Below are 25,109 nucleotides of genomic sequence, written 5' to 3'. Positions count from 1 at the left end.
CTGCACGAACGGCACCGTCGCGCAACTCGGTTGCGGCACTGTGCCGTTCGTTCGCTCCGGAGGTGGTCAGACCTGCGGGGTGATCGCCTGCAGCGCAGCGGATCCGCGCACCGCGCGGGCGAGGTCGGCCAGCGCGGCGCCGTGCGCGGCGGCGAGCGTCGCAGTGTCCTCGGTCAGCATCGTGCGGTCGACGTAGCCGGCGTGGTCGACGTACAGGCCGGGTGAGAGCACCTGGACCGCGAAGAACGACGCCAGCACGTTGCGCAGGTCGTTCACCGCGAGGAAGTGGTGCGCGCTCGCGCCCGTCAGCACCGTTGCGGCCACCTTGCCCTGCAGCGGCGCGGTCTTCTCGCCCCAGCGGCCGCGCTCGCAGCCCTCCAGGGCCGTGCGCAGCAGTGCGCTGAATGACGCCCGGTAGACCGGGCTGCCGAGCACGACACCGTCGGCGGCCTCGAACGCCGCCGCGATCTCGTCCTGGGTGACCTGGCTGATCTCCAGCAGCGACGTCGTCGCCCCCGCCTTCGCCGCCCCCGCGAGGATGCCCTCGACGGCGGTCGTGGTCCGGCCACCGACGTCCGGGCCGCCGACGAGCCCCACCAGCACCGGGCTCATCGGGCCTGCTCCGGCTCGGCGACGAGGGTGTAGGCGCCGCGGTGGAACAGCAACGGCGAGCGGGACTCGTCGGCACCCAGGGCGCCGACCCGGCCGACGACGATCGTGTGGTCGCCGCCGTCGTACTCGTTCTCCAGCGCGCAGTCGATCCAGGCGCTCACACCGTCGAGGATCGGTGCCCCGGACGGCGCCGCGCCCCATCTCACGCCCGCGAACTTGTCGACGCCCGAGCGCGCGAACCCGGCGCTGTAGTGCTGGTGGTCGGCGGCGAGGACGTTCACGCAGAAGCGGCCGACCTCCCGGATCCGCGGCCACGTCGACGACGAGCGGGCCGGGGAGAAGTTCACCAGCGGCGGGTCCAGCGACAGCGACGCGAACGACTGACAGGTGAAGCCCAGCGGTCCGTCGGGGCCCGCCGCTGTCACGACGACGATCCCGGACACGAAATGACCCAGCACGTCGCGCATGGTTGCGGCGTCGACCGGATCGGGGGACACACCTGTCCTGGGCTGCGAGTCCGTCACCCGATCAACCCTAGGCGGCGGAACGTCCCGGGACCATGGAAGAGCATCACACCACGATGTCGGCGGAGTGTGACGGCGGTCATTGCGATCGGAGCCGATCCGCGTCGCGCAGGCGTGGCCGAGCCCGCCGGGGTCTCGTAGCGTTGCCGCCGAACGCCCGGCGACGTCGAGGAGGACGGTGCAATGGCGGATCTCGAGCACTTCCGGATGGTGATCGGCGGCAAACCCGTCGACGCGATCTCGGGGGCGACGTTCGAGTCGGAGAACCCCTACACGGGCACGCCGTGGGCGGTGCTCCCCGACGGCGGCACCGACGACGTCGACGCGGCGGTCGCCGCGGCACGCGCCGCACTCGACGGCGAGTGGGGGGAGCTGACCGGGTTCGCGCGGTCGGCGTTGATGCGCCGTCTCGGCGACCTGATCGCCGAGAACGCCGACCGGCTGGCCAGGCTGGAGGTCAACGACTCCGGCAAGCTCTACCGCGAGATGATCGGCCAGCTCAACGGCCTCGGCGGCTGGTTCCACTACTACGCGGGCCTCGCCGACAAGCTCGAGGGCCGCCAGATCCCGTCGCCCAACCCGAACTTCCTCGTCTACACCCGGCGCGAGCCGGTCGGTGTGGTCGCGGCGATCACCCCCTGGAACTCGCCGCTGCTGCTGCTGACGTGGAAGGTCGCACCCGCGCTGGCCGCCGGGTGCACGATCGTCGTCAAGCCCTCGGAGCACGCCCCGGCCTCGTCGCTCGGGCTGGCCGAGCTGTTCGAGAAGGCCGGCTTCCCGGCGGGCGTCGTCAATGTCGTGACGGGCAGGTCGCGTGAGGTCGGCGCGCACCTGGCCGGGCACCCGGGCGTCGACAAGGTCGCGTTCACCGGGTCGACGGCCACCGGGCGCGCGGTCGCGCACGCCGCGGCGGAGAACCTCAACAAGGTCACCCTGGAGCTGGGCGGCAAGTCCCCGCAGATCGTGTTCCCCGACGCCGACCTCGAGGCGGCGTCCAACGGGCTCGTCGCCGGGGTCTTCGCCGCGACGGGCCAGACCTGCATGGCCGGGTCGCGGCTGATCGTGCACGAGTCGGTGCACGACGAGCTGGTGCGGCTGGTGGCCGAGCGGGCGTCACGGATCCGGCTGGGCGACCCCAACGACCCCGACACCGAGATGGGCCCGGTCGCGAACCGGCCGCAGTACGAGAAGGTCCTCGGCTACCTCGAGACCGCCAAGGGTGAGGGCGCGACGGTCGCCTACGGTGGCGCGGCCGACACCGGCCTCGGCGGGCTGTTCGTACAGCCGACCGTGCTGACCGGAGTCGGGCCGGACTCGACGATCGTGCGCGAGGAGGTGTTCGGGCCCGTGCTGTCGGCCTACACGTTCACCACCGAGGACGAGGCGATCAAGCTGGCCAACGACACGAACTACGGTCTGGCCGGCGCCGTCTGGACCAAGGACGTGCACCGGGCGCACCGCGTCGCGGCGAAGATCCGGGCCGGTTCGGTCTGGATCAACGCGTACCGGGTCGTCGCCCCCAGCGTGCCGTTCGGCGGCTACAAGAGCTCGGGCCTGGGCCGGGAGAACGGCATCGAGGCCGTCAACGAGTACACCGAGAACAAGTCGGTGTGGGTCGAACTGTCCGGCGGCACCCGGGACCCGTTCACCTTGGGCTGACACCTGGTGACTGTCCGTCACTCGAACGGGATGCCTGTCGCCCGTGAGTGGCGGGACATGGAGGGGTAAAAAGACGGCGGAAGTCGCCGCCCGTCACTCGTGGGGAGCCCGGTGGGCGGCGGCGACCCGACGGTCGGCGACCGGTTCCCCGGTCGCCGACCGCGGCCTCGTCTCGAGAGGTTCTCCGGGTCGCCCGCGAAGGTCAGCTCGCGTAGGCGCGCAGCCGGTCGGCCCGCTCGCCGACCCGCAGCTTGCCCATGACCTCACGCTCGATCTGGCGCACCCGCTCGCGCGAGAGACCGAACCGGCGGCCGATCTGGTCGAGTGTGCGCGGCTGGCCGTCGTCGAGGCCGTAGCGCATCCGGATCACGTTCTGCTCGCGCTCGTCGAGCGTCGAGAGGACGCGGCGCAGGTCGTCGTGGAGCAGGTGCGAGATCACGACGTTCTCGGCGTCGGCAGCCTCGGCGTCCTCGATGAAGTCCCCGAGCGGGGCCTCCTCCTCGGCGCCGACCGGCATGTCCAGGCTCACCGGGTCGCGGGCGTGGTCGAGGAGGTCGGCGATCTTCCCCTCGGGCAGGCCCGACTCCTCGGCCAGCTCGGCGTGCGTGGCCTCGCGGCCCAGGCGCTGGTGCATGTCGCGTTTGATGCGCGCCAGCTTGTTCACCTGCTCCACGAGGTGGACGGGAAGCCGGATGGTGCGGGCCTGGTCGGCCATGCCGCGGGTGATGGCCTGGCGGATCCACCACGTCGCGTACGTCGAGAACTTGAAGCCCTTGGCGTAGTCGAACTTCTCGACGGCACGGATCAGGCCGAGGTTGCCCTCCTGGATCAGGTCCAGCAGCGGCATCCCGCGCCCGGTGTAGCGCTTGGCCAGGCTCACCACGAGGCGCAGGTTGGCCTCGAGCAGGTGGTTGCGGGCCCGGACGCCGTCGCGGCCCACGGCCCGCAGGTCGCGGGCGTAGTCGGCGTCGAGCTCGCGGCCCTCGGCGGCGGCGGAGTCGAGCACGTGGCGGGCGAAGACGCCGGCCTCGATGCGCTTGGCCAGGTCGACCTCCTGTGCCGCAGTGAGCAGCGCGGTCTTGCCGATCCCGTTCAGGTACACCCGGACGAGGTCGGCCGCGGGGCTCTGCGCGTCGAGCTCGTCGACGGTCGGAGCGGGCCGCGGCTCGATCGTCGGGTCGGTGTCGACCATCTCCGGCTCGGGAGCGGTACGCTGCGACGGCACTGCCTTCGGCTTGCGGGCAGCGGGCTTACGGGCGGTGGCTGCGGTCATCTTGGTTCCCTCCCTGCGCTGCCGGGGGAGGTACGCTGTGGCGTCTGCCGCCCCGGCTTCTGACCGTTCCAACGCAACGCCGTGAACAATCGTTCCCGGCGCGGCGCATCCGCCGTGCGGGTGACAACGTGCCTCTCGTCACTCTCGGAACGTCCGGATTCACCCGTGGTGGCCGGGAGAGCATCGGGGGAGCGGGTGGGCACGTCGGACGTGGTGCCACCGCCGCACGCCGAACCGTCCGCGGGGTCTGCCGCCCGCACCGCGACCGCGCGGTCGGCGGTGTCGCGGCTGCGCGACGTCGTGTCCCCGTCCTGGCTCGCGGCCCGGCTCGACCCGATCGACGTCGTGGGGACCCTCGCCGGGGCTGCGCTGGCCGTCGCGGGCAGCCCGTCCGCCGCGGTCGCCGCCACGACCCGTCTCGCGGGCGGGAGCCTGCACGCCCTCGCCGCCGTCACCGGCTCCGGCGATGCGCCCGCCCCACCGCCCGACCGTCGCCACAGCCACCCCGCGTGGGAGACCAACGCCTGGTACGCGTTCCTGCGCCGCGAGCACGTCCTGCTCGCCGAGTGGGCGCACGCCGTCGCCGCGGGCACCGAGCTGGGGCCGGGCGCGTCCCGCAAGCTCGCGTTCGTCCTCGACCAGGCCGTCGCCGCCGCCGACCCGGCCAACTGGCCGCTCACCAACCCGGAGGTCCCCGCCGCCGCGTTGCGCACCGGCGGGCGCAGCATCCTGCGCGGCCTGCGCAACCTCGTCCGCGACGTCGCCACCAACGGCGCCGCGCCCCGGCAGGTGCCCCGCGACGCGCTCCTCGTCGGCCGCGACATCGCCGCGACACCGGGGAAGGTCGTGTTCCGCAACGACCTCGTCGAGCTCGTCCAGTACGCGCCGACGACCGCGACCGTGCACCGCACCCCGCTGCTGCTGTCGCCGCCCTGGATCAACAAGTACTACGTCATGGACCTCGCACCGGGGCGCAGCTTCGCCCAGTGGGCGGTCGACCACGGGCGCACCGTCTTCGCGCTGAGCTACCGCAACCCCGACGCCGCGCACCGCGACCTGACGATGTCGGACTACCTGCGCGACGGGCTGCTCGCCGCGCTCGACGTCGTCGAGGACGTCACGGGCGAGTCGCGCGCCGACGTCGCCGCCCTCTGCCTGGGCGGCACCCTCGCCACCGCCGCCGCCGCGTGGCTCGCCGCCCGCGGGGACCGGCGCATCGGCACGCTCACCCTGCTCAACACCATGCTCGACTACCGCGACCCGGGCCCGCTCGGCGTCTTCACCGACGCCCGCTCCGTCGCCCGCCTCGAACGGCGCATGCGCGGACCCGGCTTCCTGCCCGCATCGGCGATGAAGGCGACGTTCGACTCGCTGCGCCCCGAGGACCTGGTGTGGCGCTACGTCGTCGAGGGCTGGTGGCTCGGTGAGGACCCGCCGGTGTTCGACCTGCTCGTGTGGAACGCCGACTCCACCCGCATGCCCGCCGCGATGCAGACCGAGTACCTGGCGGGGCTCTACGTCGAGAACCGGCTGGCCACCGGCCGGATGGAGCTCGCCGGTGAGCTGCTCGACCTGGGCGCGGTCCGCCAGGACACCTACGTCGTGGCCGCCGAGACCGACCACATCGCGCCGTGGCGGTCGGTGCACGCCGGGGCGAGGCACCTGGGCGGCGACGTCCGCTTCGTGCTGACGACGTCCGGGCACATCGCCGGGGTGGTCAACCCACCGTCGCCGCGGGCGGCGCACCGGATCGGCACCGGGCCGCTTCCCGCCGACGCCGACACCTGGCGCGACGCGGCCGAGCGGCGGTCGGGGAGCTGGTGGGAGGACTGGGCGGTGTGGGCGGGGGAGCGGGCCGGGCCGATGCGCCCGCCGCCCCCGACGGGCAGCTCCGACCATCCGCCCCTCGACGACGCGCCGGGACGCTACGTCCGGGAGACCTGACGGCGGGGCAGGGGCATCAGGGACAATGGCATGGTGGGACGGGGAGGGCGATGAGCACCGGGGAGCGAGCCGCGGACACCGGGCCGTGGGCCGAGCAGGTCAACGCGCTCGGCGACTTCATCCGTGCCCAGCGCCAGCTCGCCAACCTCTCGTTGCGGGAGATGGCGTCGCTGACCAGCGTGTCCAACGCCTATCTGTCGCAGGTCGAGCGGGGGCTGCACCAGCCGTCGCTCAAGGTCCTGCGCTCGATCGCCGACGCGCTGTCGCTGTCGACCGAGCAGCTGCTCTCCGAGGCCGGCTGGTCGACGGCGGAGCCGACCGCCCCGGCACCCGAGCCGGAACCGGCCGCCACCGGCACCGAGGACGCCATCCGCGCCGACCCCCGGCTCAGCGACGACCAGAAGGCCGCCCTGCTCGGCGTGCTGCGCAGCTTCGTCGAGGGTGCGTCCCCGGCCCGCTGACGCCCGGCGGCGGATCGACGCGTCAGACCTCGACCAGCACCGTGAACGGGCCGTCGTTGACCGACTCGACCTCCATCGCGGCCCGGAACACCCCGGTCCCGACGGTCGCACCGCGCGCCCGCAGCTCGGTGACGACCGCCTCCACCAGCGGTGCGGCCACCTCCGGCGCCGCGGCCGCCTGCCACGACGGGCGGCGGCCCTTGCGGGTGTCGCCGCAGAGCGTGAACTGGCTGACGACGAGCAGCGGGGCGTCCGCCGTCGCGCACGACGCCTCGTCGCGCAGGATGCGCAGCTCGTGGAGCTTGCGGGCCATCGTCGCCGCGTGCTCGGCGGTGTCGTCGCGGTGCACCCCGAGCAGCACCAGCAGGCCGGCCCCGATCTCGCCGACGACCTCGCCCTCGACGCGCACCGCCGCGCGCGTGACCCGCGCCGCGACGGCCCTCACGCCGGCCCCTGCGCCGGGACCAGGAACCCGTGCCGGACCAGCTCGCGCACCGCGGGCAGCGTCGCGTCGACGAGCGCGTCGTACGGGCGGTCGTGGGCGAACGACAGCAGCGCCAGCAGCTCCGAGAGCGGGAGGTCACCGCGGCACCCGGCGAGCAGCGCGGCGGCCGGCTCGTCGACCTCGTGCCGCCACGGCGGCCCGTCGCGGCGGGTGACGGCGGCCCCGGCGTCCTCCCAGCCCTCCGGGCCCGGCACCGCGTAGCGCTCCAGCGTCGCGGCCGGCGTCAGCGTCAGCGTGGCGTCGAGCAGCGCCTCGTCGCGGGTGTGGGCGCGCAGCCAGTCGACGCGGTCGAGCCAGCCCGTGGCCTCCGGCCCCAGCGGGCCGGCCGAGTCACCGACGAGGTCCTCGACCACGACGACCGGCTCGGAGTCGGTGCGCCGCAGCAACAGGTGGCCGAACCCGATGCCCTCGACGTCGCGCTGCGCGGCCCAGTCCAGCCACTCGCCCGCCTGGGCCCGGGCGGAGGGGGAGGAGACGTCGAGGCCGGCGTCACGCTGCCAGGTCCCGACGTGCATGGCCGGGTCGACGACCTCGCGCTGCAGGATCCAGGCGTCGCAGCCCGGCGGGAGCCAGCCGCGGACACGGTCGGGCCAGTCCTGCCCGCGCACGTGCAGCCACGACCCCAGCAGCTGCGCCACCCCACCCGGCTCCAGTACGCCGGGCAGGTCGCGCAGCAGGGCGGCGAGTGCGTCGTCGCCGTCGCGGCCGGAGTCGCGGTAGACGTAGTCGACCCGCGCGGGACCCGGTACGAACGGCGGGTTGGACACGATGTGGGAGAACCGCCTGCCCGCCACCGGTTCCAGCCACGGCCCCTCCAGCAGCTCGGCGTCGACCCCGGAGAGCGCGAGGGTCGCGGCGGCCATCGCCAGCGCGCGCGGTGCCAGGTCGGTGCCGACGACCGTCGCCGAGTGCCGGCTCGCGTGCAGCACCTGCACGCCGCAGCCGGTACCCATGTCCAGGGTCGCGGCGGCGGGCCGGCGGATCGCGGCGGCGGCGAGTGACAGCGACGCCCCGCCGACGCCGGTGACGTGGTCGCGGTCCTGGCGCGCGGCCGGGGTGTCGAGGTCGGAGACGACCCACCAGGCGTCGTCCGCGTCGCCGGGGCCGGCGTCGTCGGCGTAGGGGCGCAGGTCGAGCGCGGCGGCGAACCCGGCGCCGTCGCGGCGCAGCAGCCCGCCCGCGACGAGCGGGTCCGGGTCACCGAGTGCGGCGCGCACGGCGGCGGCGGGCTCCGTCGCGCCGAGCAGCAGCAGCCGCACGACGACACCCAGCTCACCGCCGTCGCGGGTGGCACGGTGTGCCGCCTCCGGTTCGCCGCGGGTCAGGGCGTCGTGCGCGGCGTTGCCGAGCAGGGCCCGCACACCGTCGACGGTGTAGCCGTGGGTGGACAACGCCGTGCGCAGACCGGGCGCGACCGGGACGAGATCGGGGAGCACGCGTCCATCCTCGCCGCCCCGGTCCGGGGGCCCCACCGACGGGTCCCGGACCGGTGGGGTCGGCCGCTAGGCTGACCGCGTGACGCTCTGCCTGGCCCAGGACGCCGACGCCGACGCGCTGCTCGACCGCGACCCGCTCGCTCTGCTGATCGGGATGCTGCTCGACCAGCAGTTCCCGATGGAGCGCGCCTTCGCCGGGCCCGCGCTGCTCGCCGCCCGCCTCGGTGTCGACCGCTTCGACGCCCGCGAGCTGGCCGAGTACGACCCGGACGGGCTCGTCGCCCTGTTCACCGGGCCGCCCGCGGTGCACCGCTACCCGAAGTCGATGGCGCAGCGGGTCCAGGCGCTGGCGGCGACGATCGTCGACCGCTACGACGGCGACGTCACCGGCATCTGGTCCGACGCCGCGACCGGCAAGGAGCTGTTCTCCCGGCTCGCCGGGCTACCCGGCTTCGGCACCCAGAAGGCTCAGATCTTCACCGCCCTGCTGGGCAAGCAGCGCGGTGTCACCCCGGACGGCTGGCGCGACGCCGCGGGCGGCTACGGCGAGGACGGCGTCCACAAGTCTGTCGCCGATGTCGTGGACGCCGCGTCGCTGGGCCGGGTCCGCGACTACAAGCAGGCCGCCAAAGCCGCCAAGAAGGCTGCCGCAGCCGGCTGACGGCCGGGGCGGGACCGCCTGCGGTCCGTGCCGAATTCGACGAGCGACACACCGCCATGTGCGCACATGCTGAGACTCACGGGCTAGCATCGGCGTCGTGCACAAGGTCCCGACCGATCGCCAGGGCCTTCGCGTCGTCGACCCCGATCAGGTGTGCGACGCGACGGCAGTCCTCGCCGACCACGACGAGCTCACCCGTGCGGCCACCGTCCTCGACGCGCTGGGCGAGACGAACCGGCTCAGCATCCTGCTCGCGCTCCACCACGCCGGTGATCTCTGCGTGTCCGACCTCGCGGTCTCCGTGGGCATGAGCGACAGCGCCGTGTCCCACGCCCTGCGGCTGCTGCGGGCGCACGGGATCGTCTCCGCGCACCGGGAGGGTCGCCTCGTCCGCTACCGCGTGGGCGAGGGCATGGCGCGCAGGCTCCTCGAGGTCGTCTCCGACGAGGCCGTCGCGCCCGTCAAGCTCCACGCGCACGGCCATGCCGACCCGAAGGACGTCGTCACCGGCTGACCGCGTCCACGGCTGCCCGTCAGCTCCGTACCCGTTCCGGGCTGCCCGGTTGCGACGGCTGCGGGTCGTTCGTCCGTCGTCGCGTGCGAGGATCCTGGACGCATCTGCGGACGGACGCGCGATCCCACGGCTGTGGTGCAACGATGGTGCAGGTCGGCGGGGACACCTTCCCGGCGACAGCGAGGGAGATGTCGTGACCGAGCCGCAGCGGAGCAGCCAGGACCAGCCGGTACTCATCACCGACGCGGCGATGTCGTACGAGCAGGAACTGGCGGTCCGCAAGCGACGGTACAAGATCATGATGCTGATGCGGATCCCGTGCATGATCGCCGCGGCCGCCTGCTACCAGATCCCGTGGCTCGCCGTGGGTCTGCTCGTGATCTCGATCCCGCTGCCGTGGATGGCCGTTCTCGTTGCGAACGACCGGCTGCCGCGCAAGGTCGAGAAGCCGAACAAGTTCACGCCCGACCGCCACGCCATCGAAGCGCGGGAGCGGCCCGTCATCGACGGCTGACCCCCGCTCGGCCGGCCAGCGCCACCGCGACGTCCGCGGCCAGCGCCGCGTTGGCCTCGACCAGCGCGACGTTCGTCGCCAGGCTCGCCCCACCGCTGCCGCTGTGGAAGTGCTCCAGCAGTGCGGGGGTCACGTCCTTGCCGGCGATCCGGCGCTCGGCCACCATCGCCAGGCCCTCGGCGAGCAGCCGGTCGTGCAGGGTCTCGTCGAGCTCGGCGGCGGCCGGGACGGGCTGGGCGACGACGAGCCCCGCACCCGTCGCCCGGTGCGCCGCCCACACCGCCGCCACCTGTGCCGGGGTGTCGGCCCGCCACGGCACCGGGTGCCCGGAGTCGCGGCGGTAGAAGCCGGGGAACGCGTCGGTGCAGTAGCCGACGACACCCACGGAGTCGGTCTCCAGCACCTCCAGGGTGGCGCCGACGTCGAGGATCGACTTCACGCCCGAGCACACCACCGCCACCGGGGTGCGGGCCAGCACCCCCAGGTCGGCCGAGACGTCCCACGAGTCGCGGGCGCCGCGGTGCACCCCGCCGAGCCCGCCCGTCGCGAACAGTGCGATGCCGACGGCCGCGGCGAGCCATGCCGTCGCGGCGACCGTCGTGGCGCCGTCGCGGCCCAGCCCGGCAGCCGCGCCGAGGTCGCGCACCGACAGCTTCACCAGGTCGTCACCGCAGACCCGGTCCAGCGCGGCCGCGTCGAGTCCCACGCGGGGCCGCCCGTCGAGCACGGCGACCGTCGCCGGTACCGCACCCCGGTCGCGGACCGTGCGCTCGAGGACCTCGGCGGTCGCGCGGTTGCGCGGCGCGGGCAGCCCGTGGGCCAGCAACGTGCTCTCCAGGGCGACGACCGGCCTGCCCCCGGCGAGCGCGTCGGCGACCTCGTCGGACACGACCGGGGCGAGCGGGGAGCCGGCGAGGGGGGAAGGGGGGAGGACGCGGGCGGTCACGTGCGGCATCATGGAGCACATGGCCACCCAGACGCTGCCCGAGGTCGACACCCGCCCGGAGGGCACCGACTCCACGGGCAACGACGAGCCCAAGATGTTCCACTACGTGAAGAAGGCCAAGATCGCCGAGAGCGCGGTCATGGGCAACCTCGTGGTGGCGTTGTGCGGGGAGACGTTCCCCGTCACCAAGTCGCCCAAGCCCGGGTCGCCGGTCTGCCCCGACTGCAAGAAGATCTTCGAGTCGATGCCGCCCGGCAAGGACTGACGTCGTCAGAGATCCGCTCCTGCGGGGGCGGCCAGGAACGCGTCGACGACCGGGGCCAGCTCGTGCGCCTCGGTCAGCAACGCGAGGTGCCCTCCGGGGTGCACGTGCAGCTGTGACCCGGCGATGCCGCGGTGCAGGATCCGCGCGTTGACCAGTGGCACGATCGGGTCGTCCTCACCGGCGACGACGAGCGTCGGCACCCGCAGCAACGGCAGGAACGGCAGGCTCGTCCAGCTCGCCGCCGCCAGCAGCTGGTAGCGGTAGCCGCGGTCGCCCGGGCCGGCCGCGCGCCCGGCGCCGAGAACGTCGGCCGCCTGCTCCGGCCGGGTCCGCATCGTCCCGCCGTAGATGCGGCCCGCGACGGCCCGCGCGTGGTCCGGATCGTGGTAGCGGCGGCCCGTCAGCATCCGCGCCAGCACCGACGGCGGGCCCGGCACCATGAGTGCGCCCGTGCCCGTCGCCACCAGCACGAGGCGACGCACCCGGTGCCGAGCCGACAGCGCCAGCTGCTGCGCGAGCGCCCCGCCCCACGAGAAGCCCAGCACGTCGACCCGGCCGTGGCCCAGCCGCGCCAGCAGGTCGTCGACGACGATCGCGAGCCCGGCCAGCGGGTACGGCAGCACCGGTGCGGGGGAGCCGCCGACCCCGGGCGGGTCGAACCGGACCGTCTCCAGGTCGGCGGGCAGCGCGCGGACGAACGGGTCGAGCAGGCCCAGCTCCGCGCCGATGCCGTTGACCAGCAACAACGGGGTGCGGGCCGAGCCCGCCGAGGCGTGCCGGACCGACACCCGCAGGGTCCGGCCGTCGACGCTCACGTCGGCGACGTGTTCGGCGTCGCTCACCGTGCGGAGACGTACTCGCCCGGGGAGGGCGCGATCGCGTGCATCCCGCGCCCTCCCAGCTCGGCAGGTGCCTCGCGGCGTTCGCCGGTCCGGGCGCCCAGCCAGTCGGTGAGCACCTCCCACCACGACTCGCGGTCGTCGGCGGGCGGGTCGACGAACTCGGCGTGGGAGGTCTCGACGACGCGCACCGGCCCGGAGCCGGCGAGCCGGGCCCAGACCGCGACGTCCGCGGCGTCGGCGACGACCAGCCCGTCCCGGTCGACGGCGGCCGGGTCGAGCGGCGTGCCCAGCAGGTCGGCAGGTGTGCCGGGACCGGTGGGTGCGTCGGCGGTGTCGGCGAGCCACTGCCTCAGGTCGCGGGGTACGCGCCCGTCGGTGGTGGCGGCGCGCGGGTCGAGGCCGACTAGCACGGCCGCGGCGACACGCGCCTGCAGCCCGACCGCCGCGAGGTGGGCGAGGACGCCCGCGGTGAGGTCGGCGCCGCCGCCGATCCCGAGGACCACGGTGGCCGTGGTCCGTGCGATGCGCTCGGCGGCGTCCAGGGCGTCGAGCAGCGCCTGGCCCAGCGTGTCCGGGTCGCCGGTGGCGCCGGGGTGCCAGCTCACGAGCAGGACCTGTTCGCCCGCCCGGACCAGGTGCTCGACGAGGCTGCGGCCGGGGGACAGGTCGGCGAGGTAGCAGGGCAGGCCCGGCGGGGCCACGACGAGCACCGGGAGCGCGTGGACCTCCCGGGTCTGCGGCAGGTAGTGCAGCAGCTCGAACACGTCGGTGCGCAGGACGACGGCGCCCCCGGTGGCGGCGACGTCCTCGCCGACGGTGAGCCGCCGCGTCCCGGTCACCGCTGGTGCGGGTGGGGGCGCGGGCTCGGCGACGGCGCCGGCCGCCCCGGTGGTCTCCGGAGGCGCGTGCCGGGCGGCCAGCGCACGCAGCACCGGGTTGTTGCTCGGCGCGACGACGTCGGCGACCGACTCGACGACGGCGCGCAGCACCTCGGCGTCGCCCGCGTCGAGGCCGGCGTCGTCGAGCATCGCGGCGGCGGCGGCGGTCGTGGCGAGATGGGTCTGGACGACCCGGCGCAGCAGCGGGTCGGCCGACCACGCGGGCGCGGCGAACCGGTCGTCGCCGGGGTCGGGCGCGAGCCCGGAGCTGCCCAGCCCGATCCGGGCGAGCTCACCGGCGAGGGCGACCGTGTGCCGGGCGAGGCCGGCCGGCCGGGACAGCAGTGCCGTGGCCAGGCGCGAACCGGCGGCGGCCACCGTCGGCGGGTCGTCGGGGTCGCCGGCTGCTCCGCCACCGGACGGCGCGCTGCTCACATGATCTCCTGACGTGCTCGGTCCCCACCCGCCGTCACGGCCGGCCGGAGTGATCGTCCACCGTCAGCATGGGCGGGCTGCTCGGGGGCGGGCAAGTCGGCAGGACGGGCGGCGTCCCGTCGCGTCCCCGGCTGCACGGGCGCCACCTGCTCCGGCACCACGCCCGCCTGCCGGACCGCGGCGACCGCCCGCGCTCCCGCCTCCCGTACCGCCGACGTCCCCGTGAGCGCGGCGTGGCGGGCGGTGCGGGTGTGCGCGGCCGCCGCGTGGCGGGCCGCCGACGTCCCGGCCAGCGCCGCCCGCGCCGCGGCGGCGCGCATCGCCCGCAGCCGCCGCAACCGGCGCTGGCGCCGCGTCGGCCGGGACGGCCACGTCTCCTCGACGGCGTTGTTGAGCTGAGCCCCGAGCACGATCGCGAACCCCAGCAGGAACCCGAAGAGCAGGAACGCGATGGGTGTCGCCAGTGCGCCGTAGGTGTAGCCGGTCGCTGTGATGAGGGTGAGATAGACGCGCAGCCCGGTCGTCGAGACCACGAACACGACCATCGCCAGCAGCGCCCCGGGCAGCAGACGCCGCCACGGCGGGCTGTGCCGCAGCGCCACCTTGTAGAACGTGGTCAGGCCCAGGACCAGGACCAGCGCGACCCCCGGGTAGTAGAAGGCGTCGACGGCGGCGGTCACCGAGGGCCGCCACGCCACCGGGAAGACCCGCGGCAGCAGGTCGGGCCCCAGCGCGACGACGGGCAGTGCGAGGACCGCCACGACCAGCGCCACCAGGTACACGCCGAGCGCGACGAGCCGCTGCCACACCGGGTTGCGCACCTCGTACTGGCCGTGGGCCTCGGTGACCGAGTCGACCATCGACGCCACCGCCGACGACCCCGCCCACAGTGCGATGAGGAACCCGAGCGACACGACGTCGGCGCGGCCGCGGGTGAGGATCGCCTCGGCGGTCGGGGCGATGATCTGGTCGACCACCTCGGGGGTGAACACGGTCCGCGAGAACCCGACGATCGCGGCCTCCACGGAGTCGACCGTCCGCGGCCCGAACCAGTCGTCGACGAAGCCCAACGAACCGAGCAGCGCCAGCAGCAGCGGGGGCAGCGACAGCGCCTGCCAGAACGCGGCCTGCGCCGACATCGAGAAGATCCCGTCGTCCCACGCCTTGACCAGGGTCCGCCCCGCCACCCGGCGGACCAGTCACCGCCTGCGCGGCGGAGCCGCCGCGGGGCCGGGCCCCGGCCCTGTCACCGGGGGCTCGGCCGGTGGCTCGCCGGTCGGGTCGTCGGAGGTCATCGCGGCACAGCATGGCCCCCGGGGCCGCCGACGGCGGGTCACGACGCGCCGCCGGATCCCCGCGGGCTACCCTCGTCGTGGTCCGCGAGCGCGGGGGCCCCGACCCCGTCCCTTCCCCGACGCGGCCTCGGAATGACCGTCCGACCAGGGAGTTGTGTGTCGCAGGCAGTTGAGCGCAGCCCCGGGATCGCCCTCGAGCAGCGGCCGCTGCGGGCCTGGCAGCGCAGCGCGCTCGCCCGCTACCTCGCAGGATCGCCACAGGACTTCCTCGCGGTCGCGACGCCCGGCGCCGGCAAGACGACGTTCGCCCTGCGGGTGGCCGCCGAGCTGCTGCGCGACCGCCGCATCGACCGGATCACCGTCGTCACCCCGACCGAGCACCTGAAGTACCAGTGGGCCGACTCGGCCGCCCAAGCCGGCATCCCGCTCGACCCTGAGTTCCGCAACTCGGCGGGCGGCACGTCGTCGGACTACACCGGCATCGCGGTCACCTACGCCGGTGTCGCGGCGCACCCGATGCTGCACCGGGCCCGCACCGAGACCCGCCGGACCCTGGTGATCCTCGACGAGATCCACCACGCCGGCGACGCGAAGTCGTGGGGCGACGCGGTCAAGGAGGCGTTCGACCCGGCGGTGCGCCGGCTCACCCTCACCGGGACGCCGTTCCGTTCCGACGACAACCCGATCCCGTTCGTCGACTACCTGCCCGACGCCGAGGGCGCGCTGCGCAGCAAGGCCGACCACGCCTACGGCTACGCCGAGGCGCTGGCCGACGGCGTCGTGCGGCCCGTGGTGTTCCTCGCCTACTCGGGTACGTCGAGCTGGCGCACCAGCGCGGGCGAGGAGATCACCGCCCGGCTCGGCGAGCCGATGACCGCCGAGCAGACCGCACGGGCCTGGCGCACCGCACTCGACCCGGGCGGCCAGTGGATCCCGGCGGTGCTGGCGGCCGCCGACAAGCGCCTCACCGGGCACCGGGCGGGTGGCATGCCCGATGCGGGCGGTCTCGTCATCGCGTCGGACCAGACCGCGGCCCGCGCCTACGCCGCGATCCTGGAGAAGATCACCGGCACCGCGCCGTCGATCGTGCTGTCCGACGAGAAGGGCTCCTCGAAGCGCATCGCCGACTTCTCGTCGTCGGACGACCGCTGGATGGTCGCGGTCCGGATGGTGTCCGAGGGCGTCGACGTCCCGCGGCTCGCGGTCGGCGTCTACGCCACGAGCGCGTCGACGCCGCTGTACTTCGCCCAGGCCATCGGCCGCTTCGTGCGGTCGCGCCGGCAGGGGGAGACGGCGTCGGTGTTCGTGCCGAGTGTCCCCGTGCTGCTCGGGCTGGCCAGCGAGCTCGAGGCGCAGCGCGACCACGTCCTGGGCAAGCCGCACCGCGCCGAGGAGATCTGGAACGACGAGGAGCTCGCGGCCGCCCAGCGCGTCGAGGACGAGCCGGGGGAGGACGAGAAGTCGTTCACCGCCCTGCACGCCGACGCCGAGCTCGACCAGCTCATCTACGAGGGCACGTCGTTCAGCGCCGACGAGGAGGACTATCTCGGCCTGCCGGGCCTGCTCGACCCCGACCAGGTGCGCACCCTGCTCAACCAGCGCCAGCAGGAGTGGATGGCCCGCGGCCAGGAGCGCCCCCGCACCGGGGCCCAGGCCCGCGCCACCCCCGCTCCCGAGCCCACCGAGCGCCCGCAGAAGTCGGTGCGCGAGCAGCTCAACGGGTTGCGCAAGGAGCTGAACACCCTGGTGGCGATGTACCACCACCGCACGAAGAAGCCGCACGGCGCGATCCACAACGAGCTGCGTGCGTCGTGTGGTGGCCCGGTCACCGCGATGGCGACGATCGAGCAGCTGGAGGAGCGCATCGCGACGCTGCGCTCCTGGCGGTGACGTGGTGAGCCCGGCAGGGTTCGACGTCTCCCGCGTCCGGGCGCAGTACCCGGCGCTGGGCGACGGCCGGGCCTGGCTCGACGGCGCGGCAGGAACCCAGGTCCCGGAACCGGTCATCGAGGCCGTCGCGGCCGCGATGCGGGCGGGCGTCGCCAACCAGGGCGGGATGTTCCCGGCAGCCCGGCGTGCCGACGCGCTCGTCGACGCGGCGCGCCGGGCCTTCGCGGCGTTCACCGGTGCGCCCGACCCGGCGGGCGTCGTCCTCGGCCCGACGATGTCGGCACTGACGGTGCGGCTGGCCACCGCCCTGGAACAGGCGTGGGGGCCCGGCGACGAGATCGTCGTCACCGAGGCCGACCACGAGGCCAACGTCGCGCCCTGGACGCGGGCGGCCGCCCGGACGGGCGCGACCGTCCGGACGGCCCGGCTCGGCGCCGACGGCGGGCTGCCCGCTGACGCGGTGACGTCGCTGATCGGGCCGAGGACGCGACTGGTCGCCCTCACCGCGGCGTCGAACCTGACCGGGGCACGCGTCGACGTCGCGGCGGTCACCGCCGCGGCCCGGGCCGTGGGGGCGACGAGCGTCGTGGACGGGGTGCACCACGCCGCGTACTCGGCCGTCGACGTCCGGGCCCTCGGCGCGGACCTCTACGCGACGAGCGCCCACAAGTGGGCAGGCCCGCACGTCGCGGCGCTGGTGGCGGCCGATCCGGCCGTGCTCGACGACATCGACCCGCCGCGTCCGGCCGGGGCACCGGCGTCGGGACCCGCACGGTTCGAGCAGGGCACCAACCCGTTCCCGGCGCTCGCGGGAGTGGCGGCGGCGGTCGCGCACTGGGCCGGGATGGCGGACGGCGACGACCCGCGGGCCGGGCAACGGGCCGCGGCGGCGCACACGGCGGCGCTGGGGGCCCGGCTGTGGTCGGCGCTCGGGGAGCAGCCGCACGTGCGGCGCTACGGCCCTGAGGGTCCCGAGGGCGCTGAGGGCGCTGCCGGGTCCGATGCCGCGGTCCGGACGCCGATCGCGGCGTTCCGGGTGGCCGGGCGGACGCCCGCGCAGGTCGTGGCCGCGTTGGACGCCGCGGGTGTCAACGCCTGGGCCGGCTACGCGTACGCGTGGGGCGCGGCCGGGGCGCTGGGGGTGCGGGAGGACGGCGGGCTCGTGCGGCTGAGCCCGAACCACTACTCCCGTGCGTGGGAGGTCGACAGGGCGCTCGACGTGCTGGCCGCCCTCACGCCCTGACCGGACCGCGCTGCGGCTCGTCACCGCGGCGGGAACCCCGGACATGACGCAGGGCGGGAACCTGAATGGTTCCCGCCCTGCGTCGGACGTCTGGGTGACCGGCTACCGCCGGCGCGTCAACTGCCCGACTGCACGTCCACCTCGAGCTCGCGCAGCTTGTCGGCGTGCGCACGCGCGTGATGGCCACAGAAGAGGAGCTCTCCACCGGAGGAAAGTACGGCGCGAACCTTGGCTGCCGCGCCGCAACGGTCACAACGGTCGGCGGCGGTCAACTCGGGGCGGGTAAGGGTTCCGGGCTGCATGGCGGTCTCCCTCCGTCTCGACACCGGAGGATCCGGTGCCCTGTGCACTGGACGACCGCTCGCGCGGCGCGCCCACACTCTTGCAGACGTACAGAGCGCTGTACGTGTTCCCGGCCCGGGGGCGACGACCGTCACGTTCGACCACTCGGGGTCGGTGAGGAGTCTTTCCGGTGTACCGCCGGGGAACCTCTGCGATTCAGTTGACGACGAGTGAATGATGCGGTGCCGCTGATGGCCTCGCAAGGTCAGGTGCGTTAACTCTCGTCGGGTCACGACTACTCTTCGCAGTCGTGGTGAACGGCTCGCAGACGTGACGACGACGAGCCCCCGCCGGGTCCCGGCGCCGGTCCTCTTCGTCGTCGGCGGAGCCTCGATGTACGTCGGGGCGGCCGTCGCCGTCGGTCTGTTCGATGATCTCTCGCCCGCCGTGGTCGCCGCGTTACGGATCATGGCGGCGGCAGTCGTGCTGATGGCGTGGCGGCGGCCCGGGAGGGACGCCTGGCGGGGCCGGCGGGTTCTGCGTGCGGGGGTGTTCGGGCTCGCGACGGCGGGAATGAACGTCGCCTTCTACGAGGCGGTCGCGCGGCTGCCGCTGGGCACCGTGGTCGCGATCGAGTTCTGCGGCCCGGTGGCGGTCGCCGCACTGGCGTCGAGGCGGCCGCGCGACGTGGCGGCGGTGGTGCTGGCAGCGGCGGGGGTGGCGTGCATCGCCGATGTGCGCTGGTCAGGAAGTCCCGCCGGCGTCGCGTGGGGGCTCGCGGCGGCGGCGTTGTGGGCGGCGTACATCGTCGTCGGCAAGCGGGTGGCGCTCGCCGGCAACGGTCTGGACGACATGGCGACGGGCTTCGCGCTCGCCTCGGTGCCGCTCGTCGTGCTCCTCGTGGTCGACCGCGGCGGCCTCGCCGCGCTGGGCTCGCCGTCGGTTCTCGGGCTGGCGGCGGGCGTCGGGGTGCTGTCGAGCGTCGTGCCGTATGCACTCGATCAGGTTGTCCTGCGGAGGGTGGGCCGGGCGCGCTTCGCGGTGCTGCTCGCGCTGCTGCCGGTGACCGCGACGGTGATCGGTCTGGTGTTCCTCGGACAGGTGCCCGGAGTCCTCGAGGGGGTGGGCATCGTGGCCGTCGTGGCAGCGGTGGCGCTGCGCTCCCGTGACGGGGACGAAGCGGCCCCGGATGCCGTGCCACCCTCCTGATCAGCGGTCGTTGCTACGCAGAGTGATAACCCACCGTGTGACCTCGTGTGACAGTAAGCGGCGCGAACGGGTGATTTCCTGATCATGTGCTGTCCGAATAGACCCGGATTGTCCCTTTGTCGGGACGTCGGGTCAGGAATGTCCGGATGTCGGCCGCCGCGTTCGGCTCAATCGGTCGGTGTCGCGCGCACTCATCGCCGAACGGCACTCGACGCTCGGGAACCACACGGTCGGCTCCGGCCCGTTCGGGCGTGTCGCGCCGCGCGCCGTTCGGTGATCGAGTGGCCGAAGTTCGGCTGATGTCGACAACAAATTCCCCTCTGCGTGACCCAAATGTGATGTTGCGTGAGGACCTGGACCGATTCAGTGTGCTTCCCGTCACCTGGGTATGGGTCATACGTTGTGGCTCGCAACATTCGGGCGCCGCCACGGCGGCCCACGATGACGTGGGAAGGACATCGATGCGCATACGGAAGACGGCCCTTGCCGTCGTCAGTGCGGGCCTGGCGTTCGCGCTGGCGGCGTGTGGCCAGAACGCCGCACCCTCGACCGGCGGAAGCACCGGGGGCAGCACCGCCCCGGCCGCGGGTGGTGTGAAGGTCGGCGTGATCCTGCCGGAGACCGACTCGTCGGCCCGGTGGGAGGGCTTCGACAAGCCGATGATCGAGAAGGCGATGCGGGCACAGGGGCTCGACCCCGACATCCAGAACGCCCAGGGTGACGAGCAGAAGTTCTCCACCCTCGCCGACGGGATGATCTCCAGCGGCGTCAAGGTCCTGGTCATCGCCTCGATCTCGTCCGACGGCGGCAGCGCCGTCGCGGCCAAGGCCAAGGCCCAGGGCATCCCGGTCATCGACTACGACCGGCTCAACCTCGGCGGCACCAGCGACTACTACGTGTCCTTTGACAACGTGAAGGTCGGTGCGCTGCAGGGTCAGGGCCTCGCGCAGGCGCTGCAGACCAAGCCGGGCGCGCAGGTGATCGAGATCGAGGGCGCCCCCACGGACAACAACGCGACGCTGTTCTACAACGGCCAGCAGACCGTGCTGAAGCCGCTGTACGACTCGGGCGCTCTCAAGCTCGTGCAGAAGCAGGCCATCGACAAGTGGGACAACCAGGTCGGCGGCACCACGTTCGAGCAGATCCTGACCAGCAACGGCGGCAAGGTCGACGGCGTCGTCGCCGCCAACGACGGCCTCGCCGGCGCGATCATCACCGTGCTGGCCAAGAACGGTCTCAACGGCAAGGTCCCGGTCACCGGCCAGGACGCCACCGCCGACGGCCTGCAGGCCATCCTCCGCGGGGACCAGTACATGACGGTCTTCAAGCCGATCCAGGAGGAGGCCGACGCCACCGCGAAGCTCGCGGCGGCGCTGGCCAAGGGTGACACCGCCGCCGCCAACGCGGTCGCGACGCAGAACACGGACGACCCGAAGGGCAACCGCCAGGTCAAGTCCGTCCTGCTCACCCCGCAGCTGATCACCAAGGACAAGGTCAAGGTCGTCACGGACGCCGGCTACGTGAAGGCGAGTGAGATCTGCGTCGCGCAGACGCAGGCCGCCTGCACCGAGCTCGGGATCAAGTGACCCGCTGACCCGTCCGGCCGAAGCACGTGGCGCCGGCGTCGAGACCCGACGCCGGCGCCACGTCCCGGCCCCCATCGCAAGGAGCGCGAGTGTCCGAACCGATCCTGCAGCTGCGGGCGGTCTCCAAGAGTTTCGGCGCCGTCCGGGTGCTGCACGACGTCGACTTCACTGTCCGGGCCGGTGAGGTCACCGCGCTCGTCGGCGACAACGGCGCCGGCAAGTCGACGCTGGTCAAGTGCGTCGCGGGCATCCATCCCATCGACGGCGGGGAGATCGCGTTCGACGGTGAGCCCGTCACGATCAACTCGCCCGCCGACGCCTCCGCGCTCGGCATCGAGGTCGTGTACCAGGACCTCGCGCTCGCCGACAACCTCGACATCGTCCAGAACATGTTCCTCGGCCGCGAGCGCGGCAAGCCCTGGCTGCTCGACGAGTCCGACATGGAGCAGGCCGCCCGGCGGACGCTCGCGTCCCTGTCGGTGCGGACCGTCACCTCGGTGCGGATGCCCGTCGCGTCGCTGTCCGGTGGGCAGCGCCAGACCGTCGCCATCGCCAAGGCCGTCCTCTGGGACTCCAAGGTCGTGCTGCTCGACGAGCCGACCGCCGCACTGGGCGTCGCCCAGACCCGCCAGGTCCTCGACCTGGTCCGGCGCCTCGCCGAGCAGGGCCTCGGCGTCGTGCTGATCAGCCACAACATGGCCGACGTCTTCGAGGTCGCCGACCGCATCGCGACCCTCTACCTCGGCCGGATGGTCGCCGAGGTACCGACGAAGGACGTCACCCATGGCCAGGTCGTCGAGCTCATCACCGCCGGGCGCTCCGGGGACCTCGGCCTCGCCCGGCCCGAGGCTGCGGGGGTGACCCGGTGAGCGAGGACTCCGGGCCCGACCTGTCGAAGGACAGCGGGCCGGCCGCCGACGTCGCGACCGCCACCTCCACCGACTCCGCGCCCGGCGCGGCGGAACGGGCCGCACCCGGCAACCGCCAGGGCGACTTCGGGATCGACACCACCGCCCGCACCACCGGCCAGGCCCTGCGCGACTACGGCGTGCGGCTGCGCTCCGGTGAGCTCGGCTCGCTGCCGGCCCTGCTCGGCCTGCTGGCGCTGTTCATCCTGTTCACCGCGCTCGACCGGGGCGGGGTCTTCCCGAGCCTGCTCAACCTCGCGAACCTGCTCCAGCAGGGCGCCGGGCGCACGATCATCGCGATGGGCCTCGTGTTCGTGCTGCTCACCGGCGAGATCGACCTCGCCGCCGGCACCGCGTCCGGACTCGCGGCCTCGCTCATGGCGCTGCACCTCGTCTCGGGCGGCAACATGCTCGGCGCGATGGGCCTGACCGTCTTCGTCCTGTTCGTCCTCGTCATGCTGGTCGCCGCTGCGCTGGCCGCGTACCTGCGGATCTGGTGGGCAGTCGTCCTGAGCCTCGTGGCGGCACTGCTGCTCGTCGTGGGGTTCCCGCAGAACGCCTGGCTCGAGATGCTGCTCGCGATCTGCACCGGCGTCGTCATCGGCACGCTGACCGGCTTCCTCGTCGCGAAGATCGGGATGCCCTCGTTCGTCGTGACGCTGGCGCTGTTCATCACCTGGCAGGGCGTCATCCTGCAGCTGATCGGCGACGGCGGCACCCTCGGCCTGCGTGACCCCGTCATCAACGCCGTCGCCAACGGCAACCTGTCGACCCTGGGCAGCTGGGTCCTGTTCGTGGTCGCCGCGGGCGGCTACGCAGCCATCCTGCTGAACCGGCAGCGCACCCGGCTGGCCAAGGGCCTCGTCGCCCAGCCGACCGGACTCGTGCTGCTCAAGATCGGTGCCGTCGTCGTCCTCGGTGCCGTTGCGACGTACCTGTTGACGCGCAACAGGTCGGCCGGTCTGACCGAGATCTCCGGGGTGCCCTACGTCGTCCCGGTGGTCCTCGTGCTGCTCGTCGCCGGGACCTACGTGCTCGACCGGACCCGCTTCGGCCGCCACGTCTACGCCGTCGGCGGCAACCGTGAGGCGGCCCGCCGCGCCGGCATCGACGTCGTCCGGATCCGTGCCAGCGTGTTCGTCATCGCGGCCGCGTTCGCCGCGATCGGGGCCATCGTCTACTCGTCCAAGGTCGGGTCCGTCTCACCCGCGGCCGGTGGCGGCAACACGCTGCTGTTCGCCGTCGGTGCGGCCGTCATCGGCGGGACGTCGCTGTTCGGCGGCCGCGGCCGGGTCAGCAACGCCGTCATCGGCGGTGCGGTCCTCGCGACCGTCGAGAACGGCCTGGGTCTGCTCAAGCAGCCCGCGGCGGTGGTCTTCGTGATCACCGGCCTTGTGCTGCTCGTGGCGGCCGGTGTCGACGTGCTGTCCCGGCGTCGATCGGCCTCCGCCGGGCTGTGACCGCTCCGACGTCCGGCACGCGGCCCGACGACGCGCGCAGGCACAACCGCTCGGCGCTGCTGCGCCGGCTGCACGTCGAAGGGCCCTGCACCCGGGCGACCCTGGCCACCGAGCTGGGGCTCAACCGCAGCACGATCAAGGCGGTGGTCGACGGCCTCGCCGAGGCCGGCGTCGTCACCGAGGCCGTCCCGTCCCAGCGCACCGGGGCGGGACGGCCCTCCCTGATGGTGCTGCCGCAGCCGCAGTCCGCGGTGGTGCTCGCCGTCGACATCCGCGTCGACCAGGTCGCCATGGCGATGATCGGCATCGGCGGGCAGATCCTCGGCCGGCACAGCTGGAACCTGCACCGCACCACCCGGCTGCCCGGCGAGGTCATCACCCACGTCGTCGAGTCGGCCCAGCTGCTGCGCGACGAGCTCGCCGTCGTCGTGTCCGGGGCAGGGGTGTCGGTGCCCGGCGTCGTGCGCCGCGCCGACGGCTTCGTCCACGAGGCCCCCAACCTCGGCTGGCGCGACGTCGCGCTCGGCCGCCGGCTCGGGTCGGTGCTGCAGCTGCCCACGCTCGTCGGCAACGACGCCGAGCTCGGTGCCCTCGCCGAGCACGTCCGCGGCGTCGCCCGCGAGTCCAGCGACCTCGTCTACCTGTCCGCCGACGTCGGCCTCGGCGGCGGCGTCATCGCCGGGGGCCGGCCGCTGCGCGGCACCGGCGGCTACGTCGGGGAGATCGGGCACATCCAGGTCCGCCCGGGCGGCCGCGCGTGCTTCTGCGGCGCCCAGGGCTGCTGGGAGACCGAGGTCGGCGAACCCGCACTGTGCCGGGCGCTCGGGCTGCCCGAGGACACCCCCCGCGGCGCGCTCGTCGCCGAGCTCCGCTCGCTGTCCGCGGCGCCGGACCAGATCGACGACAAGCTCGGCGAGTTCACCGAGTGGCTCGCCACCGGTCTGGTCACGCTGGTCAACATGCTCGCCCCCGAGCTCGTCGTCCTCGGCGACCTGCTCACCGCGCTGCCGCCCCGCGTCGTCGACCGGGCCCGCTCGATCGTCCACGAGCGCAGCCTGGTCAGCCGCGCCATCGGCGGGACCAGGATCACCGTGTCCCCGTTGGGCCGCGACGCCCGCCTCGTCGGCGCCGCCGAGCTCGCCTTCGAGCAGATCCTCGAGTCGATCTGAGGACCGGGGGGTGGGCACCCGGCCGGCGTCGGGCGCACCCCCTCGTGCCGGCCGCGGTGCCGCGCAACGCTTCGGTGACCCGGGCCCAGCCGTGCCCGGGAGCGACCCGGGGGATGACATGGAACCGACCGCCGACCTGCCCGAGCGTGCCCGAAACTGGGAGAACGTGTGGGACGACGCCGCCCGCCCCGACCTGCTGCCCCACGGCGCGGAGCTGCGCCGCCTGGACTCCTGCGGGCCCACCCGCCCCGACCCGTACGTCCTCTGACCGGTCCTGACCCGAGGTCGGGCCCGGAGCTGCAGGAACGGCACCTTCCCGCACCCGGTTGCGGGGACGTGCCGTTCCTGCATATCGGCGGCCGGGTCCGTGCACGCCCCGGCGTCCGGTCCGCTCGGCTCGGCGCGGGCTCTGCCATCGGCACGCGGCGTCCGCGGTCGGTGCGTGGCCTGCACGGTGTGCGCGGCGCGGACAACCTGCGCGCCGACCGACGATCCGCGGTGGCGTGCCGCGCGTGGCCGGGCCCAGGTCGAACTCGGCCCGGCGGGGGCGGACGGGGTGTACCGGATGAAACGGGCGGAGGGAACGCCCTACCCGAGG

25 protein-coding genes are annotated in these 25,109 nt (G+C 73.9%); 15 read left to right on the top strand and 10 right to left on the bottom strand.

Annotated elements, in window-relative coordinates; genetic code table 11:
- Window positions 1–66 precede the first annotated feature (66 nt).
- Window positions 67–612 carry an NAD(P)H-dependent oxidoreductase gene (locus TOK_RS17230; RefSeq protein ID WP_098958899.1) on the bottom strand — a complete coding sequence of 182 codons (546 nt, stop codon included), beginning with the start codon at window positions 610–612 and terminating at the stop codon, window positions 67–69.
- Window positions 609–1,079 (bottom strand): flavin reductase family protein, encoded by a 471-nt coding sequence (locus TOK_RS17225; RefSeq protein ID WP_098959059.1) that lies wholly within the window; start codon window positions 1,077–1,079, stop codon window positions 609–611. Before TOK_RS17225 ends, TOK_RS17230 begins: the two co-directional genes overlap by 4 nt.
- Window positions 1,080–1,319: 240 nt before the next feature.
- On the opposite strand from TOK_RS17225, the gene TOK_RS17220 reads away from it, so the two are divergent.
- Window positions 1,320–2,795: an aldehyde dehydrogenase gene (locus TOK_RS17220; protein ID WP_098958898.1), complete on the top strand. Its 1,476-nt coding sequence runs from the start codon at window positions 1,320–1,322 to the stop codon at window positions 2,793–2,795.
- A 202-nt stretch (window positions 2,796–2,997) separates the two neighbouring features.
- On the opposite strand, the gene TOK_RS17215 is transcribed toward TOK_RS17220, so the two are convergent.
- On the bottom strand, window positions 2,998–3,987 hold the full coding sequence (locus TOK_RS17215) for a sigma-70 family RNA polymerase sigma factor (RefSeq protein ID WP_172457626.1): 990 nt from the start codon (window positions 3,985–3,987) through the stop codon (window positions 2,998–3,000).
- A 276-nt stretch (window positions 3,988–4,263) separates the two neighbouring features.
- Between TOK_RS17215 and TOK_RS17210 the strand changes: the two genes are divergently transcribed.
- Window positions 4,264–6,012, top strand: a complete 1,749-nt coding sequence (locus TOK_RS17210) for an alpha/beta hydrolase (RefSeq protein WP_098958896.1) — start codon at window positions 4,264–4,266, stop codon at window positions 6,010–6,012.
- A 50-nt stretch (window positions 6,013–6,062) separates the two neighbouring features.
- Window positions 6,063–6,473 (top strand): helix-turn-helix domain-containing protein, encoded by a 411-nt coding sequence (locus TOK_RS17205; protein WP_098958895.1) that lies wholly within the window; start codon window positions 6,063–6,065, stop codon window positions 6,471–6,473.
- Between the two features lie 22 nt (window positions 6,474–6,495).
- On the opposite strand, the gene dtd is transcribed toward TOK_RS17205, so the two are convergent.
- Together dtd and TOK_RS17195 are read right to left on the bottom strand one after the other, a co-directional pair.
- Entirely contained in the window at window positions 6,496–6,918 is a 423-nt protein-coding gene (gene dtd, locus TOK_RS17200; protein WP_098958894.1) for a D-aminoacyl-tRNA deacylase, read from the bottom strand.
- Window positions 6,915–8,414 carry a methyltransferase gene (locus TOK_RS17195; RefSeq protein ID WP_098958893.1) on the bottom strand — a complete coding sequence of 500 codons (1,500 nt, stop codon included), beginning with the start codon at window positions 8,412–8,414 and terminating at the stop codon, window positions 6,915–6,917. The genes dtd and TOK_RS17195 overlap by 4 nt, the downstream gene beginning before the upstream one ends.
- A gap of 79 nt (window positions 8,415–8,493) precedes the next feature.
- Between TOK_RS17195 and TOK_RS17190 the strand changes: the two genes are divergently transcribed.
- The 3 genes from TOK_RS17190 (at window position 8,494) to TOK_RS17180 (ending at window position 10,103) form a co-directional block, all read left to right on the top strand.
- Window positions 8,494–9,075 (top strand): HhH-GPD-type base excision DNA repair protein, encoded by a 582-nt coding sequence (locus TOK_RS17190; RefSeq protein WP_098958892.1) that lies wholly within the window; start codon window positions 8,494–8,496, stop codon window positions 9,073–9,075.
- 97 nt (window positions 9,076–9,172) lie between these two features.
- Window positions 9,173–9,589, top strand: coding sequence for a helix-turn-helix transcriptional regulator (locus tag TOK_RS17185; protein WP_098958891.1), 417 nt, complete (start codon window positions 9,173–9,175; stop codon window positions 9,587–9,589).
- Window positions 9,590–9,782: 193 nt separating this feature from the next.
- Window positions 9,783–10,103: a DUF3099 domain-containing protein gene (locus tag TOK_RS17180; RefSeq protein WP_098958890.1), complete on the top strand. Its 321-nt coding sequence runs from the start codon at window positions 9,783–9,785 to the stop codon at window positions 10,101–10,103.
- Here TOK_RS17180 and TOK_RS17175 read toward each other — a convergent pair.
- Complete coding sequence (locus TOK_RS17175) at window positions 10,090–11,058, bottom strand: pseudouridine-5'-phosphate glycosidase (RefSeq protein WP_253258453.1); 969 nt, start codon at window positions 11,056–11,058, stop codon at window positions 10,090–10,092. The genes TOK_RS17180 and TOK_RS17175 overlap by 14 nt on opposite strands.
- A gap of 10 nt (window positions 11,059–11,068) precedes the next feature.
- Here TOK_RS17175 and TOK_RS17170 point away from each other — a divergent pair, with 10 nt between their 5' ends.
- A complete protein-coding gene (locus TOK_RS17170; protein WP_098959057.1) occupies window positions 11,069–11,314 on the top strand; it encodes a DUF3039 domain-containing protein in 246 nt (81 codons plus the stop codon).
- Window positions 11,315–11,319: 5 nt separating this feature from the next.
- On the opposite strand, the gene TOK_RS17165 is transcribed toward TOK_RS17170, so the two are convergent.
- From TOK_RS17165 to TOK_RS33400, 3 genes are read right to left on the bottom strand one after another with little or no spacing between them, the layout of a single operon-like run.
- On the bottom strand, window positions 11,320–12,156 hold the full coding sequence (locus tag TOK_RS17165; protein WP_253258432.1) for an alpha/beta fold hydrolase: 837 nt from the start codon (window positions 12,154–12,156) through the stop codon (window positions 11,320–11,322).
- On the bottom strand, window positions 12,153–13,469 hold the full coding sequence (locus TOK_RS17160; protein WP_098958888.1) for a hypothetical protein: 1,317 nt from the start codon (window positions 13,467–13,469) through the stop codon (window positions 12,153–12,155). Before TOK_RS17160 ends, TOK_RS17165 begins: the two co-directional genes overlap by 4 nt.
- Entirely contained in the window at window positions 13,466–14,656 is a 1,191-nt protein-coding gene (locus tag TOK_RS33400; protein ID WP_253258431.1) for a YihY/virulence factor BrkB family protein, read from the bottom strand. Before TOK_RS33400 ends, TOK_RS17160 begins: the two co-directional genes overlap by 4 nt.
- Window positions 14,657–14,896: 240 nt before the next feature.
- On the opposite strand from TOK_RS33400, the gene TOK_RS17150 reads away from it, so the two are divergent.
- Window positions 14,897–16,654 (top strand): DEAD/DEAH box helicase, encoded by a 1,758-nt coding sequence (locus TOK_RS17150; protein ID WP_374754906.1) that lies wholly within the window; start codon window positions 14,897–14,899, stop codon window positions 16,652–16,654.
- A 4-nt stretch (window positions 16,655–16,658) separates the two neighbouring features.
- Window positions 16,659–17,897: a cysteine desulfurase-like protein gene (locus TOK_RS17145; protein WP_098959053.1), complete on the top strand. Its 1,239-nt coding sequence runs from the start codon at window positions 16,659–16,661 to the stop codon at window positions 17,895–17,897.
- A gap of 116 nt (window positions 17,898–18,013) precedes the next feature.
- Here the strand turns inward: TOK_RS17145 and TOK_RS17140 are convergent, their stop codons facing one another.
- Window positions 18,014–18,199, bottom strand: coding sequence for a hypothetical protein (locus tag TOK_RS17140; protein ID WP_098959052.1), 186 nt, complete (start codon window positions 18,197–18,199; stop codon window positions 18,014–18,016).
- Window positions 18,200–18,572: 373 nt separating this feature from the next.
- Between TOK_RS17140 and TOK_RS17135 the strand changes: the two genes are divergently transcribed.
- From TOK_RS17135 to TOK_RS32680, 6 genes are all read left to right on the top strand, one after another.
- Window positions 18,573–19,388: a DMT family transporter gene (locus TOK_RS17135; protein ID WP_098959050.1), complete on the top strand. Its 816-nt coding sequence runs from the start codon at window positions 18,573–18,575 to the stop codon at window positions 19,386–19,388.
- 461 nt (window positions 19,389–19,849) lie between these two features.
- Entirely contained in the window at window positions 19,850–20,974 is a 1,125-nt protein-coding gene (locus tag TOK_RS17130) for a sugar ABC transporter substrate-binding protein (protein WP_098958886.1), read from the top strand.
- 89 nt (window positions 20,975–21,063) lie between these two features.
- Window positions 21,064–21,843, top strand: a complete 780-nt coding sequence (locus TOK_RS17125; RefSeq protein WP_098958885.1) for an ATP-binding cassette domain-containing protein — start codon at window positions 21,064–21,066, stop codon at window positions 21,841–21,843.
- On the top strand, window positions 21,840–23,342 hold the full coding sequence (locus TOK_RS17120) for a sugar ABC transporter permease (RefSeq protein ID WP_374754905.1): 1,503 nt from the start codon (window positions 21,840–21,842) through the stop codon (window positions 23,340–23,342). Before TOK_RS17125 ends, TOK_RS17120 begins: the two co-directional genes overlap by 4 nt.
- On the top strand, window positions 23,339–24,511 hold the full coding sequence (locus TOK_RS17115; RefSeq protein ID WP_098958884.1) for an ROK family protein: 1,173 nt from the start codon (window positions 23,339–23,341) through the stop codon (window positions 24,509–24,511). The genes TOK_RS17120 and TOK_RS17115 overlap by 4 nt, the downstream gene beginning before the upstream one ends.
- A gap of 118 nt (window positions 24,512–24,629) precedes the next feature.
- A complete protein-coding gene (locus TOK_RS32680; RefSeq protein WP_172457612.1) occupies window positions 24,630–24,779 on the top strand; it encodes a hypothetical protein in 150 nt (49 codons plus the stop codon).
- Window positions 24,780–25,109 lie beyond the last annotated feature (330 nt).

Source organism: Pseudonocardia sp. N23, assembly GCF_002583555.1.
Classification (GTDB): Bacteria; Actinomycetota; Actinomycetes; order Mycobacteriales; family Pseudonocardiaceae; genus Pseudonocardia.
This window is presented reverse-complemented; position numbering and strand designations above follow the sequence as displayed.

Coding starts and splice junctions, on each gene's coding strand:
- TOK_RS17170 (WP_098959057.1), top strand. CDS start 11,069: ATGGCCACCCAGACGCTGCCCGAGGTCGACACCCGCCCGGAGGGCACC.
- TOK_RS17140 (WP_098959052.1), bottom strand. CDS start 18,199: ATGCAGCCCGGAACCCTTACCCGCCCCGAGTTGACCGCCGCCGACCGT.
- TOK_RS17175 (WP_253258453.1), bottom strand. CDS start 11,058: ATGCCGCACGTGACCGCCCGCGTCCTCCCCCCTTCCCCCCTCGCCGGC.
- TOK_RS17205 (WP_098958895.1), top strand. CDS start 6,063: ATGAGCACCGGGGAGCGAGCCGCGGACACCGGGCCGTGGGCCGAGCAG.
- TOK_RS17225 (WP_098959059.1), bottom strand. CDS start 1,079: ATGCGCGACGTGCTGGGTCATTTCGTGTCCGGGATCGTCGTCGTGACA.
- TOK_RS17135 (WP_098959050.1), top strand. CDS start 18,573: ATGTACGTCGGGGCGGCCGTCGCCGTCGGTCTGTTCGATGATCTCTCG.
- TOK_RS17130 (WP_098958886.1), top strand. CDS start 19,850: ATGCGCATACGGAAGACGGCCCTTGCCGTCGTCAGTGCGGGCCTGGCG.
- TOK_RS17150 (WP_374754906.1), top strand. CDS start 14,897: ATGACCGTCCGACCAGGGAGTTGTGTGTCGCAGGCAGTTGAGCGCAGC.
- TOK_RS17215 (WP_172457626.1), bottom strand. CDS start 3,987: ATGGTCGACACCGACCCGACGATCGAGCCGCGGCCCGCTCCGACCGTC.
- TOK_RS32680 (WP_172457612.1), top strand. CDS start 24,630: ATGGAACCGACCGCCGACCTGCCCGAGCGTGCCCGAAACTGGGAGAAC.
- TOK_RS17230 (WP_098958899.1), bottom strand. CDS start 612: ATGAGCCCGGTGCTGGTGGGGCTCGTCGGCGGCCCGGACGTCGGTGGC.
- TOK_RS17220 (WP_098958898.1), top strand. CDS start 1,320: ATGGCGGATCTCGAGCACTTCCGGATGGTGATCGGCGGCAAACCCGTC.